General features: G+C 47.6%; 10 protein-coding genes. 6 read left to right on the top strand and 4 right to left on the bottom strand.

What is annotated here, in order from left to right; translation table 11 throughout:
* Positions 1-489: 489 nt before the first annotated feature.
* Positions 490-1,776 carry an Nramp family divalent metal transporter gene (locus ACFPFU_RS02375; RefSeq protein ID WP_377061121.1) on the bottom strand — a complete coding sequence of 429 codons (1,287 nt, stop codon included), beginning with the start codon at positions 1,774-1,776 and terminating at the stop codon, positions 490-492.
* Positions 1,777-2,134: 358 nt separating this feature from the next.
* Between ACFPFU_RS02375 and ACFPFU_RS02370 the strand changes: the two genes are divergently transcribed.
* The 5 genes from ACFPFU_RS02370 to ACFPFU_RS02350 all read left to right on the top strand — a co-directional run bounded on the left by ACFPFU_RS02370 (position 2,135) and on the right by ACFPFU_RS02350 (position 8,410).
* Positions 2,135-3,382 (top strand): amidohydrolase/deacetylase family metallohydrolase, encoded by a 1,248-nt coding sequence (locus ACFPFU_RS02370; RefSeq protein ID WP_377061399.1) that lies wholly within the window; start codon positions 2,135-2,137, stop codon positions 3,380-3,382.
* A 3-nt stretch (positions 3,383-3,385) separates the two neighbouring features.
* Complete coding sequence (locus ACFPFU_RS02365) at positions 3,386-4,639, top strand: amidohydrolase/deacetylase family metallohydrolase (RefSeq protein WP_377061119.1); 1,254 nt, start codon at positions 3,386-3,388, stop codon at positions 4,637-4,639.
* Positions 4,640-4,644: 5 nt separating this feature from the next.
* A complete protein-coding gene (locus ACFPFU_RS02360) occupies positions 4,645-6,264 on the top strand; it encodes an aminotransferase class V-fold PLP-dependent enzyme (RefSeq protein WP_377061118.1) in 1,620 nt (539 codons plus the stop codon).
* A gap of 110 nt (positions 6,265-6,374) precedes the next feature.
* Positions 6,375-6,944, top strand: coding sequence for a RidA family protein (locus ACFPFU_RS02355; protein ID WP_377061116.1), 570 nt, complete (start codon positions 6,375-6,377; stop codon positions 6,942-6,944).
* A 317-nt stretch (positions 6,945-7,261) separates the two neighbouring features.
* Positions 7,262-8,410 (top strand): hypothetical protein, encoded by a 1,149-nt coding sequence (locus ACFPFU_RS02350; RefSeq protein WP_377061114.1) that lies wholly within the window; start codon positions 7,262-7,264, stop codon positions 8,408-8,410.
* Between the two features lie 24 nt (positions 8,411-8,434).
* Here ACFPFU_RS02350 and ACFPFU_RS02345 read toward each other — a convergent pair whose 3' ends face one another.
* Genes ACFPFU_RS02345 through ACFPFU_RS02335 form a run of 3 tightly spaced genes read right to left on the bottom strand, consistent with a single transcriptional unit; the run spans position 8,435 to position 13,377 of the window.
* Positions 8,435-9,502: an NHL repeat-containing protein gene (locus tag ACFPFU_RS02345; RefSeq protein WP_377061112.1), complete on the bottom strand. Its 1,068-nt coding sequence runs from the start codon at positions 9,500-9,502 to the stop codon at positions 8,435-8,437.
* 13 nt (positions 9,503-9,515) lie between these two features.
* Positions 9,516-10,943 carry a DUF1501 domain-containing protein gene (locus tag ACFPFU_RS02340; protein ID WP_377061110.1) on the bottom strand — a complete coding sequence of 476 codons (1,428 nt, stop codon included), beginning with the start codon at positions 10,941-10,943 and terminating at the stop codon, positions 9,516-9,518.
* A 19-nt stretch (positions 10,944-10,962) separates the two neighbouring features.
* Positions 10,963-13,377 carry a DUF1549 domain-containing protein gene (locus tag ACFPFU_RS02335; RefSeq protein ID WP_377061397.1) on the bottom strand — a complete coding sequence of 805 codons (2,415 nt, stop codon included), beginning with the start codon at positions 13,375-13,377 and terminating at the stop codon, positions 10,963-10,965.
* Between the two features lie 1,239 nt (positions 13,378-14,616).
* Here ACFPFU_RS02335 and ACFPFU_RS02330 point away from each other — a divergent pair.
* Positions 14,617-15,006: a DUF1801 domain-containing protein gene (locus tag ACFPFU_RS02330; RefSeq protein ID WP_377061108.1), complete on the top strand. Its 390-nt coding sequence runs from the start codon at positions 14,617-14,619 to the stop codon at positions 15,004-15,006.
* Positions 15,007-15,018: the final 12 nt, after the last annotated feature.

The raw sequence follows: 15,018 nt of genomic DNA, 5'->3' as shown, positions 1-15,018 counted from the left end.
TTTTCTTCCAAGCAATACGAATACCGATGAAATAATTTTTTAATTTAAATATCGGCATATATAATAAATTTTTTTTGAATTTATGGATTCAATAACAAAAAATTATTTTTTGTTAATTTGTTGTAATTCAAATTAAATTGCATTATTTCATGAATTCCAGCACGTTCGTTTGGAAACAGTTGTATAAATGATTTAACATATAGGTACTGACAGAAAATTGATAAATTAAATTTTATATTATTTAAAAAAATAAATGGTTGATTTTGAAAAACGCGATCTAATGATATAATGTAATATTTCTTTCTGTTAATGGACGGAGAGGCTATCACCGTTCATCAAAGTTTTGATTTTATTGTTTCGTAAACGCGATATTGCCTGTTGATGTACATTATATGTATGTACATTTCTTTTTAGAAGGGATTGAATATGTGGCTGGATGGGTTGGCAAGGCCCCGTGTCCGGGAAGGGAAGAAGGACAAATTTGGATTTTCACAACAACTCTGAGAGGGCAAGACAGCCGGTATAGGAAATCACGCAAGCAAAGAACAGGGCGGCCACCAGTCCGATGTTCAGTAGGTAACCTGCTTTGTGTTTTCCCATTAATGCTTGCTGGTTGACCAGGTACAGTATGCAGGCTATTACCAGGGGTAAAACAAACACTGCAGCCACCTGTGTCAGAATCTGGGCAAAAATAGGATTGGCGCCCAGGACGGGAACTGTCAATCCCATGAGGCAGGCTACTCCTGTGAGGATCCGGAACCTTCTGGAGTCCGTATCCAGCTCCCCGTCTTTATAGTCTGCTATTAGAAGGGGGGCTACCATCAGAATGGGGAATATAGAAGACAATCCCGCGCTCAGCGCTCCCGTCATAAACACGGCCACAGCAAACTTTCCCGCTACCGGTTCCAGCGTATATACCATATCCAGCACCTTTTCTATGGACTTGCCTTCTGCATACAATGCTCCTGTGGCGGCTGCCATGATGGCTACATTGATGACCAACATCAACATGGCAGAAAACAAAGCATCATTTGATTGTTCTTTAGTGTTTTCCCGGGTCCACCCTTTTCCCTTCATCAAAAGAGGCCTGACCACAAAGGTAGGAGCCGCCATCGTGGTGCCGACAAAGGCAGCCACCAATAGCTTCCCTCCTGCCACTTCCGGAACCGTGGGCATCAAGCCGCTGATTACTTCTTCCGGCGCCGGCAAAACCACAAACATGGAAATGATAAATGAGATGCCCATAAGGGTGACAAAAACGATCAACACTTTTTCGAAAAAAGAATATTTTCCTACCCATAGCAACGCGTACATGATCAGAATGAGTACAATGGCAATCCCCAGCACCGCCCAATAACTTTCGCTTGGAAGGGCAGGGAAAAAAAGATGGGCCAATTCATAGATGGCATTGGCACTTAGGCCTAAAATGCCGGAAAGGGAATTCCATTGGGCTATGATGATACCTCCCACAACCAAAATGGAAATGAGCTTGCCCCCCTTTAATTTGGTTTTAAAACTGTAAATAGAAGTCTGTCCGGTCACCACCGCATATCGCCCGTAAGCTTCCATCAATACCCAGGCAAACAGACAACTTAGGACAAGGACCCACAACAATTGCATACCAAACTGGCTTCCCGCCTTGGCCATCGATGTGACGCTGCCTGTACCGATGGTATATCCGATGCAAAAAATACCAGGCCCGATACTCAGCATCCAGAGCCAGATTTTAGTGAAAAAATTCGATTTGCCGTTTGTTGCCATAGCTGTTTCTCTCAAGTTTTAAGCCGCTGAATTGAATTTGCGGTAATATGGTTATTTCCATCCCCAAAAAAAAGCATTCATATACATTGATTATTTTTTTATAGAATAAGGCTTTGTTGATAGATATTTTTTCACAATATTTCCTATGTATTCTAAATGTTCTCTAATACGATTTATCGGCTGTGGTAAACACGTGCGTAAAGGAAGAAAACATGGGTTTATCAAAAACAGGAAGTCCTTGTAACGGCCATGACCAAGTAAAATGAGCCTATGAATACAACACTGCAGTCCTCGACGTGACCCACACAGACTTCCCCCAAAAAGCACTATGAAAAGACAATTACGTATAGCGGTTTCGATTCATCATTTCTTAATGATGTATACCATGATTTTTTGTATCACATGCGGATCAGTGTTTGCCCAAAATTTTGACTTACTGCTAAAAGGGGGGCATGTCATTGATGCCAAAAACGGAATAGATGAAGTGATGGATGTGGCCATAAAGAACAAAGAAATTGCAGAAGTGGCGAAGGATATCCCTGCGGAGAATGCCAATAAAGTGGTCGATGTTACCGGTCTGTATGTCACTCCCGGGTTGGTGGATATGCATGTGCATGTTTTCCACGGTACCGAGCCGATGTCTTATATCGCTGACGGCATTACCAGCCTGCCCCCCGATGGGTTTACTTTTCGGGCGGGAGTGACCACGGTAGTGGATGCCGGGTCGGCCGGATGGAGGAATTTCAGGCTGTTCAAACAGCAAACCATAGACCGCAGCCAGACGAGGGTTCTGGCATTTTTGAACATTGTGGGTACGGGCATGTATGGGCGCTTTGAGGAACAGGATGTCATGGACATGAATCCTGCGATGACCGCCCATATGATTACCCGCTTGTTTCCCGGTATTTTGGTAGGTATTAAATCGGCACATTATTGGGGGGACTTTACCCAGGTTGACAAGGCCGTGGAGGCTGGCGAACTGGCAAATGTACCTGTGATGGTGGATTTTGGCGAACATCAGCCGCCCAATTCTATAGAGGACCTTTTTATGAAACACCTACGGCCCGGGGACATATTCACCCATACCTTTTCCTATGGGCCGAAAAACAGGGAAACCATAGTAGATGAACAGCTCAAAGTAAAACCGTTTGTATTTGAAGCCCAAAAAAGGGGAATTAAGTTTGATGTGGGCCACGGCGGGGGTGCGTTTTCCTTCCGGCAGGCCATACCGGCTTTGCAACAGGGTTTTTTGCCGGATGTGATCAGTTCAGACCTGCACAAGGACAGCATGAATGGCGGGTTTAAGGACATGACGAATTTGCTTTCAAAATTCATCAACATGGGGATGTCTCTGCAGGATGTCATCCAGAGGGCCACCGTTAATCCTGCCCAGGTGATAGGCAGGGAAGACCTGGGGCATTTAAGTGTAGGAGCCGAGGCGGATATAGCCATCTTTAACCTGAGAGAGGGGGATTTTGGTTTTTTGGATATCCGCGGTACCAAGATAAACGGAACACAAAAACTGGAGGCGGAGCTTACCATAAGAGCCGGCCGGATTGTATGGGATTTAAACGGGCTTGCTGCTCCCGGATGGGAAACAGAGCTGGGAGCCTCAAAGTAATTGATGATGAGTTTTCAAATCCGCTTGTTCAACCTATTCAGCATGGCCGCGGTCCTGCTGCTGGCCTTTATCCACAGGGGATATGGACAGGCGGAATATGACCTGTTGATCCGGAACGGTTATCTCATAGACGGCAAAAACGGGATCGCTGAGGTCATGGACATTGCCTTGGTAAAAGACCGAATAGAAGTGGTTGCCAGGAAGATTCCGGGTGAAAAAGCAAAGAAAATCATCGATGCTACCGGCCTGATTGTTAGTCCGGGACTTATAGATATCCATACCCATGTATTTGTAGGCAACAAACCCCGGACCTTTGCGGGAGGTTTTTCCAGTGTGTCACCGGATAATTTTACCTTTCGTTCCGGGGTCACAACCGTGGTGGACGCAGGCACTTCCGGATGGCGGAATTTCGATCAATTTAAGCGGGATGTCATTGACCAGTCCCAAACGAGGATACTGGCTTTTTTGAATATTGCCGGCAGCGGGATGAGCGGAAGTCCCCAGCAGGAGGAACTGGGGGATATGGATCCGGAAAAAGCATATCAGGCGATCGCGGATCATAGAGATTATCTGGTGGGAATAAAAATCGGCCATTACAATGGAGAGAATTGGTTGCCTTTTACCCATGCGCTGAAAGCGGCTGAAGCAGCGGATGTACCTTTATTTGTAGAATGTCATTTGCCCCAATATACCTTGGAAGACCAGCTTGCCCGCATGCGGCCGGGCGATATCATTACCCACAGCTTTGAGGAAATCGAGGAAAGAATGCCGATTGTGGATAAAGCGGGTAATTTGAGGCCATTTGTATGGGAAGCTTATGAGAGAGGGATTTTGTTTGATGTAGGGCATGGAGGGGCCGGTTTTTGGTTCAGCCAGGCAGTTCCTGCTGTCAGCCAGGGGCTGCTACCCAATTCCTTTGGAACTGACCTCCACCGGTTCAGCATGAATTCGGGGATGAAAAATATGCTGAATGTCATGTCCAAATTTTTGAATCTGGGAATGGAAGTCGAGGACGTGGTCCGGAGGGCTTCCTGGAACAGTGCCCAGGCCATCAAAAGAAACGATTTGGGTCACCTCAGCCCGGGTGCAGTGGCGGACATCGCACTTTTGCGATTGCATGAGGGCGATTTCGGTTTTGTGGATTCCGGTGGAAACCGCATTGCCGGCACATTAAAGTTAGAAGCTGAAATGACCATTAAGTCCGGCAGGATTGTATATGATTTAAACGGCCTATCGGCCATACCCTTTGAATATTAACTATTATGGATAGAAGAGAAGTAATCAAGAATTTGGCTTTGCTCCCCGTGGGAGGCAGCCTGATGGCAGTACCACCGGTTTTTGGAAGCGGAGAAAGCACGCGGGAGTCCGCTGAGTTGGCTCCGGATGAAAATATCTACCGCTCCCTCGGTGTGGAACCCATTATCAATTGCCGCGGGACATTCACCATCATTGGAGGATCGATTGAGAGACCTGAGGTCCACAAGGCCATGGAGGCGGCTTCGAAAAACTTTGTGCAATATGATGAACTTGCCTATGCCATCGGAGAAAGGCTGGCCAAACTCACCCAGGCCGAATGGGGAATCGTTACTTCAGGCTGTGCCGCTGCCATGAAACATGCCACAGCCGCCTGTGTCGCAGGGGGCAATCCTGAAAAACTGTTGAAGATCCCCGATCTGACCGGCTTGGATAAGACCGAAGTCATCATTCCGCGGTACTCCCGGAATACCTACGACCATGCTATCCGCAATATTGGTGTGACGATTGTTGAAGTAAACAGCCCCGAAGAACTGCAATCGGCGATCAATTCAAAGACAGCGATGATTTACCTCATGACAGGCCGGGGATCAGCCACAGGCCAGCCCCTTTCTTTGGAGGTAATCGTGGAAATCGCCCGCAAAAAAGACATTCCGGTTCTGGTAGATGCCGCGGCGGAAAACCTGACCATACCTTGTGTCCATCTTGAAAAAGGGGCAACCATGGTGGCTTACAGTGGAGGAAAGGCGATCTGTGGGCCGCAGTGTGCAGGGCTGCTGCTGGGAAGAAAAGACGTTTTGTTGTCTACATGGCAGGCCAGTTCTCCCCATCATGGGCCTGGCAGGGATAATAAAGTAGGCAAAGAGGAGATGCTGGGGATGCTTGCGGCGGTTGAGGCATGGGTAAGTCGGGATCATGACGCGGAATGGAACAAGTGGCTGGGCTGGCTGGAAAACATTTCAAAAAAAGCCCTTGGAGTGAAAGGCGTTTCCACCAAAGTGACGGAACCTTTTGACTTGAACAACAGGGCTCCTTTGCTTCATATATCCTGGGATCCTTCCCAGCTTCATATCACCGGTGCTGAGGTGGCCGAAGATTTTGGGAGGAATAAACCCAGGATCGCTGTAGGGAGCAGAAATGAAGACGGTCTGACTTCCATCACCATCAGTCCCAACCAGATGCAGGAAGGCGAGGACAAAATCGTCGCGGACAGGGTTCGCGATATCCTGTCGAAAAAACGGTCTCCTAAAACAGATGCGATGGCCATTCCGGCTGCTGATCTCTCAGGTCGCTGGGAAGTAGAGGTTGCATTTTTCAGCAGTAGCAGCAAACACCACTGGTACCTGGAACAGGATGCGAATTGGCTGAACGGTCTCCATCAAAGCGACTTTGCCAGCCAGGATATATACGGCACCATGGAGGGCAATGAAGTCAGGCTGCACAGTGTGTTCAGACAGCCTGGAGACCATGTTACCTATATTTTTTCCGGAGAGCTTTCCGGGGAGGAATTGAAGGGAAAAGTCCATATGGGGGAATACCTAACGGCCTCTTTTGTAGCCACCCGGCGGGAACACACCCCGAGGCGGGACAAGATCATGGTTCCCGCAGGGTCTCCTCTGGCCACCTGATCCGGCCTCTGCCGACAGATAATTGACCTTTAAAGAAGCATTCCGAAAAAGGTCAAGTATCTGTCGGGAATGACTAATTTTACACAGACTATTCATCTTAATTATCTATAATGAAAAAAGACGTATTATTTTGTTTCCTATCTCTGGTACTTTTAGCGGGTTGTGCCGAAAACAAAACAACAGAGACCAACACCCAAGCGGAGGCCAACCAAGATGGCATAGATGCGGAACAACGTATCGCTGATCTGGGCATACAGTTGATCCAACCCAATGCGCCCACGGCCAATTACCTTAAGGCCAAGAGAGTGGGCAATCTCGTGTTTTTGGCCGGCCATGGCCCTGACAAGCCCGAGGGAGGCCAGGTAATAGGCAAATTGGGCGGCGGCTTGGAATTGGAAGAGGGAATAGCTGCTGCCAGGTACACGGGCATTTCCCTGTTATCGTCTTTGAAGGCGGAGATCGGAGACCTTAACAAGGTAAAAAATATTGTGAGGGCCCAGGGTATGGTCAATGCGGACCCTTCGTTCACACAGCATTCCCAGGTGATCAACGGTTTTTCAGACCTTATGGTAGAGGTTTTCGGGGAAAAAGGCAAGCATGCCAGGGCGGCTATAGGAATGAGTTCGTTGCCCAATAATATCGCCGTGGAAATAGATATGATTGTGGAAATTCATGAATGATTCTCTGTCCAAATTGGGAGCATTTCCTGAATTTGGATTAAACTGAGGAGAGCATCATGGTGCGGCTTGCCTGGCTTCGGTTTATTGACAAATGCTTGGGTCCAAGGGTTACACCAATTGCCACGAACAAGGATTGGAACATATTCCCCAACATTCTGGGATTTGCAGAACAGTTCTTCGAAAAATCCGTGGCCGGTATCGGCTTCATGAATATCCAGAATGGTTAAGGCTGGAGGAACAGGGAATAAAATTTACGGGGATTAACTTGCTTTTTAACAATTAAATTTATAGTTTTATTTGTTCCAACCCCGTGAGCCATGTTCCACCGTCTTTGGTTACTGATTTTGGTGTATTCTTTGATGTTATCCTGCGGCAGCTCCCGGGATGATATGGAAGATTTGCTATTTATGGATTTTGTGCTTGTTGACTCGCTGGTCTTTGACGAACTGCAGACTTTACGGATTTTGGACTATAGTCCCGCTCATGACATTTACCTGATGGTCAATCAAGGTGTGGAGGGGCGGTATTTCCTGATCAACAGCAAAGGGGTAACAGTGCAGGAGGAGGTGTTGAGTGAGGGACCCAACGCCTTTGGAATGGTGCTGCACAGGGCTGGCTTTGTGGGCGATGAAATCATGTTTATCAGTGACCAAAAAGTTTTTATGTATGATTTGAATCTCAGGAAACAAAGAGACTTCCCCTTTCATCAAGACGTGCGGGTGAGAATGATCCATTTTCCTTTGGATGATTTGAACACGGTGAAGGTCAACGAAGAATATTATGCCATTGCCAATCTCAGTGACCGTTTTTTGCCGGAATATCCTGAAGATTATTTTGATACCTTGAATTACTTTCACCTTCTCCATAGCAAAGACGGATCGGTGATCAAAGGGGGAAAGCTGGATGAAAGCAGTATTTTTAAACAAGGTTATTTTTACCATCGCAATGACAAACCCCTCTTTTTTTCGGATTTGGAATCCTCATCGATTTCCTTGTTGCTTCCGGCTGACTCCGTCCTTTTTCAGTTTGACCATGAGCTTCAACTTATCAATAAGATCAGACTGGAAAGAATGCCTCCTGACCAATTATCAAGGGTTCCCATGAGAGAGGCCAATACTCAAGGTTTTCAGGCCAATACAAGAAATATAGTCTTGGGAGGAAGTTTTACCCGAATGGTAGGAACGGGTGATGCTTTTCTGGTGGAATACAAGACTGGTTTGGAACCTGAAAAAAATATTCCCGGAGCCACCCGGGAAGAACGTGAAGCCGCCATGGCTACTAGAAAAACCTATTATTATCCCATCAAGGACGGGAAACAAATCGGCCAGCCCATCCTGTGGGACAAGGCTGGCAGTTTGATTTTGGGTTTGGGGGCTAACCGTTACCTCCAATATGCCGATCAGGCGGAGATTCACGATACGGAAAAGGAGTACCAGTGTTATTACATTTATGAACTCAAGGAGTAAAAATAACTCTCTTGGATCCCCGAATCAAACCCTTTCCAGCTTCACAGGGTAGGTTTTCTGAGAGGCCCACTGGGGGACATACAGATTTTCGTCCGAGTCCACACAGACGTCATGCGGATGCATGAAACCGAGGAAAGTCCTGTCCTTTCTTTGTTCCTGCAGTTTACCGTCCACATATTCCGGGGCGGTACCGCCAGGGGTGGACACCACTTTATCGTCCGCGTCCAGGATAGTGATGTAGCCCGAATTGGGGTATTGCTGCGTGGTGCTGCGGTACACGGCGGCGTAGATGTTGTTTCCTTTAAGCACAGGCCTGCAAACAAAGGATCCGGGCATAGGGATGGTTTTGATGTATTTGCCATCCAGGGTAAACCGCTTGTATTGCATATGGCCCCGGTCTGTTATCAGCAGGGTGGGGTTATTCTTAACCCGGGTATCCACAATGATGCCGTGGCAGCAGTTAAAGGTTTCATCGGTATCGCCAGGACCTCCGAAATGCCGGATATATTCCCCTTTTGAATTGTACTGGATCACATAATTTCTGCCGTAGCCATCGACCACATAGATATCACCGTTAGCGGGATTGATGGCTGTCTCAGTGGGAATAAACTGGCCGGGATAATCGTAACCACCGGTTTCCCTCGGGTAATCGAGTTTGAAAATTTCCTTGCCTTTCAGATCGGTTTTAATAACCTGGTTCCTTGAATTGTCAGCAATGAACAAAAACTGTTCGCCTCCTTCATCGGTGATTGTCAATCCATGTGCCCCGGGATAGGTAGTTCCCCAGGTTTCCAGCAATTTGCCGGATTTGTCATAGATGAGCACATTGTTTTTGGTTTCGTTGGTGAGTAGGATTAGCCGGCCTTTGGCATCCTCTACCATTTCATGACAGTCATTTACCGGGTTTTTGCCGGCATCAAGCACGCCCCAGCCTTCTACCACCTTGTACCGGTGGGAGCCGTGACCCAAAACAGTTTCTTTTTTCATTGCGTAGCTCTTGTTGGTTATGATGGTGGGAAAAATGGTACCGGCAAGCACGGTAAGTCCGGTTGTTTTGATGAATTCCCTTCGGGGGTTGTTCCCTTTTTTCATAGGTGTTGTTTAATTATGCCAATAATTCCAGTTCCGCCTCTCCATGTCCATCGGGTGTCGTATAAAATGGGCGTTTTTCGATCACATAATGGGTTTCGGGATCCATGCCCAGGGCATGGTAAACGGTTTGATGTATGCTGTCAATTTTTATGGGTTTTTCCACGGTTTTGCATGGCCGTTCATCAGCGGTTTGCCCATAAACATAACCTCTTTTTATTCCCCCTCCAAACATCAGTATGGAACAGCCATCCGTAAAATGCCTGTGCATCCCGTAATTTTTCATATCTTCAATAATATCGGGGACTTCTACCTGATCCTTCACCTTGGCTTCCGGCCTGCCTTCGGTCAACATGTCCCGGCTGAACTCACTTGCCACGATGATCATGGTCCTTTCCAGCCTGCCGCTTTCATCCAGATCCTTTACCAGCTGCGCGATCGGCGCATCGATGAGCTTTTTCATATCCACCAGCCTGGTATGGCCGTTCTCATGGGTATCCCAACCCATAAACGGTTCATATTCGGTGGTGACGCTGATAAATCTTGCTCCTTCGTCCACCAACCGCCTGGCCATCAGGCATCCCAAACCAAATTTGCCGGTGTTGTAGGTATCATATTTTTCCTTGGGTTCCTGACTGAGGTCGAAAGCTTTGGCTTCGGGGGAGTTCAAAAGGATATAGGCCTGCTCCATGGACCTTTTAAGGGATTCTTTTTGGTAGTCGCTGCCAAATTCACCCATGGCACTTTCCTGTACCAGTTTTTCATACAGTTGGTTCCTGGCCTCAAATCTTTTGTTGGACATTCCCACAGGAGGCCGGACACTGTCCAGCCCGGAAGTGGGGTCGGGTATCAAAAACGGCCCATACTCACTCCCTAAAAACCCCGCGCTGTGAAAGGCCTTCAATTCCTCCCCTTCGCCGACGGTAAAACGCTGGCCAATATTGATGAAAGGCGGGATTACCGGGTTCACAGGCCCCATCTCTTTGGCGATCCATGATCCTATATGGGGCACAGTCACGGATTGCGGTGGCTCATAACAGGTGTGCCAGTGGTATTGGTGTCTGGTATGCAGGATGTGCCCGAGGTCAGCGGCCACATAAGACCGGATAAGCGTACCCCTGTCCATGACTTGTCCGATTTTTTCCAGTCCTTCGGAAAATTGGATACCATCCAGGATGGTAGGCACGGATTTAAAAGTGCTAAGCACCTCCTGGGATTCCATTCCTTTGCGGAACGGGGTATATTTCTTAGGATCAAATGTTTCTGTGTGTGCCATTCCACCTGCCATATAAAGCAGGATGACGCTATCAGCCGAGGCTTTTATTTTATTTCTGGACGAACAGGAACTCAAAAGACCCGGCATAGGGGCACCTGCAGCCATGGCAGCGATGGCCGCCGCGCTGGTCTTTTTCAGAAAATCCCGTCTTCTCCAATTGGTTTTCATTATCTTTTTCAATTTTCCACTAGTAAATTAACTGAAATTCAGGAAGTAACAAAATCGCCCAAAAGAAATCCTGGATATCCGAAGGTTCCGGATTTTCTCCAATGGCTTCCATGGCTACCTTGAACTCATTTTGGTGAGGCTCCCTGCCCAGCAGTTGGCGATAAGTCTCGTGAACAATGATTGCTCCATCCCGGTATTTTTCCTTCCACGCTTCCGCCCCTTTGGCAAGGGTGCCGTTGAGGATCTCCCCATTGGTGAGCTCCAGGGCCTGCAACAGGCTGGCCTGTGAATCCCTGGTTGTGGAGACCACCTCCCTGTTGGGTCTTCCCAGGGCTTTCAGGAAGCCGTTGTTGGCGACCAGCGACGCCCTGGCAAAAGATAAGTTTTGCTGCTCAGCAGCAGCCAGTTCAAAGGGATCATATTTCAATTCTTCTTTCTCAAATACCGGATGGATAAATTGGCTTATCGCATCGGAAAACTGTTCCGCAGTAACCCTTCTTCTTACCACCCCTTCAAACACAAAATCCTCATCCGCCAAATCCATCGGATCATCGAAGCCTTTGGAGGGCTGTTGGTAAGCCCGTGAAGTGGCAATGGTATATATCAAAGATTTGAGATCGTAACCATTCTCCACAAACTCCGAAGCCATCCAATCCAACAGGTCCTGGCTCCAGGGCTCATTGTCCATTTCATCCACAGGTTCCACCAATCCGCGACCCATCATCTGTTTCCAGACACGGTTCACGATGGTGCGGTACATTCTACCGTTGGCAGGCTGCACAAGGTACTCGGCCAATTGTTGGAGTTTTTCAGGTCTGCTGGCGGTGCTGTCGATTTCTCCCAGTTCTTCCCAAAGGATTTTTGTACCGGCCTTTTTGCCGATGGGGATGTCACAGCGGCTGACTTCCAGAGTGGTGTCCGCAAAGATGTTGGCAAAGGCGTAGGCTTCTTCCAGCTTCCAGTCACTGATAAAGCTGTCGTGGCAGGAAGCGCATTTAAGATTGAGCCCCAAAATTACCTGGCCCACGTTTTGGGCGGCCTGCATTTCCGTGACCTGGCTGGCGTTTACATCTCCCCGCCACCGGATGCCTTCTATAAAACCTTTTGACTTTTCATCCGGGTTTAACAGCTGTTTGACAAACTGGTCATAGGGTTTGTTGTCTCTCAGCGAAGTGTACAGCCAGTCTGTGATGGCATACCGGCCTTTGGTAATATAGCCGGTGCCGGTATAGTCATTTCTGAGGGCATCGTTCCAGAAGCTCATCCAATGCATGGCATAATCATCGTTCCGGGCAAGCAACTGCCTGACCCAAATGGACCTTTTTTCCGGCCGGTCATCTTCCTCAAACTTCTTATATTCCTCTGGCGTCGGCAATAAACCAACAATGTCCAGATACACCCTTCTGAGGTAGGTGCGGTCATCCACGGGATTTTTCCAGGATAAGTCATTTTGGATAAAATATTCATCCACCCAAATGTCCACAGGATTGGATAACCCACTTTTTCCGGAAGGAAGATTGGGTTTGCGCGGTGCCAGATCCGCCACCCTGAATACACTTTCTTTATCTGCGGCATCAGGCCACGGAGCCCCTTTTTCCACCCAGAGCGTGATGAGTGCAATTTCATCTTTGCTGAGCGATTTGCCTTTGGAAGGCATGGCATCTTTATGGCTTTTTGGCAGTTTGATTCGGCGCACCAGCTCACTTTTTCCCGGATTTCCGGGTACAATCACAGGACCGGATTCCCCGCCCTGAAACACCAGTTCTTTTTGATCCAGCCTTAATTCGCCTTTTGTTTTGGCCGCACTGTGGCAGTTATAACAGCTATGGGCAAAAACGGCCCTTACCTGTCCGACGAGTTTTACCTGTTTCTCCTCGCTCATATCAGCTCCGTCTTCTTCAAAAGCCACCAAATCGATGTCCATATCGGCGGGAGAATAAGCGTCTTCGTTCCAGGGAAGCACGCTGGTGAGGTATTCTTCGCCGTGGGTGAGGGATGCGCCAAAGTGTCCTGCTACGGAAACGGCTAAAGCGGTGATAAACAGACTGGTCCTGTAGGCTTTTACTTTTGCCCATTGTTTTTTGTTAAGCACCTGGTTCATGAAATATAAAACTACCAAACCCAACACGGCAGTGGCGATTCCCGTCCACTGGTGGAGGTTTAGCGTAGTACCGCCATAATCTTCTATATTGGCTAATAACAGACCGAGTACCACGGAAAAAAGGGCAGCGCCTACCCCTGCCAACACCAATAAATTGATTCCGGGCCTTAGCTTGTGAGCGAATTTTCCCAAGGTAAACAATTCCAAAAATGCCGCGAACAAAAGGAGACTGACAGGAAAATGGACGGCAAGGGGGTGAAGACGCCCGAGAAACTTCCAAAGCCAAAAGGATTCAACTGCTGTACCTTCGCCCGCTTGCAGGGCTGTCGCCATAGCCGCTTCTGGCAAAATCAACAACAAGCTCATCCCGAGGGAGAGCACAAATATTATTTTGGGTTTGTGGGTTTTATGCATTGTACTTTAGCTTATTGCGGTCAGCCGTATGAGGATTTGGTTCTTCTGTCCGGTTGTAGAACAAATATGGGAAAAGATATGTTTCCCGCCAACCAAATATCCGCTTCCGGCATTTACAAGTATATTTAATTTTAGCAAATAAACTAACCTGTACTGTGCTGCTTTTGCAAGGGGTGGATGGGGGAATCGAACGAAGACTTCCCATTTGGTAGGGAACGGGGAACGGGGAACAGGTAACAGGGAATCGGGCGAAATTTTCCTGTTCTCTTTTCCCTATTCCCTATTCACGGAGCATTCAGGAAACAGGGAACCGGGAACGGTTAACAGGGAATCGGGCGAAAACTTCTATTCTCTTTTCCCTATTCCCTATTCACGAAGTGTTCAGCAAATAGAGAACCGGGAACGGGGAACAGGGAATTGGTCGAAATCTTCCCGTTCTCTTTTCCCTATTCCCTATTCACGGAGTGTTCAGCAAATAGAGAACCGGGAACGGGGAACAGGGAATCGGGTGAAAACTTCTATTCTCTTTTCCCTATTCCCTATTCACGGAGTGTTCAGCAAATAGAGAACCGGGAACGGGGAACAGGGAATCGGGTGAAAACTTCTATTCTCTTTTCCCTATTCCCTATTCACGAAGTGTTCAGCAAATAGAGAACCGGGAACTGGGAACAGGGAATCGGCCGAAATCTCCCGTTCTCTTTTCCCTATTCCCCCTTCACGGAGTGTTCAGGAGATAGGGAACCGGGAACGGGGAACAGGGAATCGGGCGAAAACTTCCATTCTCTATTCACTATTCACTGAGCATTCAGAAAAACAGGGAATCGGGAACGGGGAACAGGGAATTGGCCGAAATCTTCCCGTTCTCTTTTCCCTATTCCCCATTCACTGAGTGTTCAGGAGATAGGGAATCGGGAACGGGGAACAGGGAATCGGGCGAAACCTCCTGTTCTCTTTTCCCTATTCCCTATTCACGGAGTGTTCAGGAGATAGGGAATCGGAGCAGGTAACAGAGAACCGGGCGGAAACTTCTGTTCTCTTTTCCCTATTCCCTATTCACCAAGTGTTCAGCAAATAGAGAACCGGGAATTGGTCGAAATCTTCCTGTTCTCTTGTGTATCCCTGATTAGTTTATCAATTTTATAATAAACTAAACCGCAAATGAATAAAGACATTCAAACTTACAATGAATCGCAATCGAATGGGGACCGGGATATTTGTACCATATTATCAGAGGAAATAACCCGGGGTCTTCCGGAAGCAGAGAATAAAATCTGGCACGCACATCCTGTTTGGTTTTTGGACGGCAACCCGATAGTGGGATATAGTAAATTAAAAAACTGTATCCGGTTGTTGTTTTGGAGCGGGCAATCCTTTGATGAAGAGCATCTTCAAAAGGAAGGCAAATTCAAAGCTGCGGAAATCCGGTACACGTCTCCGGAACAAATTGATAAGAAAGATTTGAGCCGCTGGTTGAATAAGTCCCGGGAGATACAGTGGGATTATAAAAACATCGTCAAGCGCAAAGGCGTTTTGGAAAGATTAAAATAAACAAGGCCTTAA

Source organism: Negadavirga shengliensis (assembly GCF_042652345.1).
GTDB classification, from domain to species: domain Bacteria; phylum Bacteroidota; class Bacteroidia; order Cytophagales; family Cyclobacteriaceae; genus Negadavirga; species Negadavirga shengliensis.
This window is presented reverse-complemented; position numbering and strand designations above follow the sequence as displayed.